This is a genomic window from Listeria rocourtiae subsp. hofi, assembly GCF_963575615.1.
GTDB classification, from domain to species: Bacteria; Bacillota; Bacilli; order Lactobacillales; family Listeriaceae; genus Listeria_A; species Listeria_A hofi.
Genome location: NZ_CAUYTL010000088.1, coordinates 1 through 852 on the forward strand (window position 1 = coordinate 1; position 852 = coordinate 852).

An 852-nucleotide genomic window follows, 5' to 3' on the forward strand; every position below is an offset into this window, starting at 1 on the left:
CCCGTTCACAGTTACGACTACTGATTTCACGTCGCCAGTATACGTACCTGTGATGTTTTTATCACCAACTGTGTATGTGTCCAGTGTGATGTCGCCTGCTGTGACAATGACTGGCGCTTTGATTTTGACTGTTTTTGTATCGAGTAATTTCCCAACGCTATCGAACGCTTGGATGCTTACTTTGTCTGTGGCAGCTTTGATTTTATCTTGGCTGTAGAATTTGAACTCGCCATTAGCTACCGTTCCGCCTTTATACACAGTGCCATTGACTGTCACAACGACTGATTTTACGTCATCTGTGTACGTACCTGTGATGTTTTTGTCACCAGGGATGGTCATCTCGTTTGGTGTTATTTTACCTTCGGTTGGCACGACAAAGGTTACTTTTTCTTGGGCTAATTCTTTGCCGTATTTATCGTAAGCTACCATGAGAATCGTTTGGTCTTTTTTGATTTTTTTGTCGGCAGCGTAGAAGCTGAATGTGCCGTTTTTGACAGTAGCGCCTTTATATTCCACCCCATCTTGGAAAAGGGAGATGCGGGCTACGTCGCCAGTGTAAGTGCCTGTAACATATTTGTCTGTGCCAATTGTGAAGGCATCTGTTTTCACTGTACCAGTCGTCGCTAAACGATCGGCTACTTGTTGTTTAGCTTTGTCTAGGTCGGCTTGTAAGGCTGCTTTTGTCGCAGGATCTGTGACTTTATTCACGAGATTTTGGGCAATGGCGATGTCTTCTTGCGTGATTCCCGTTAGAATATCACCTTTCGGGTTGTTGTTTTCGAATAGGTTGTTGACGGCTTCGCGGGCTTTCTCTTGCGCTTCTTTTTCGGCTTGCGCTTGGGCTTCTTTGTC

General features: G+C 45.0%; 1 protein-coding gene. It reads right to left on the reverse strand.

Annotated elements, in window-relative coordinates; genetic code table 11:
- On the reverse strand, window positions 1-852 hold an 852-nt coding region (locus R8925_RS15825; RefSeq protein WP_430536745.1), incomplete at both ends, for an immunoglobulin-like domain-containing protein.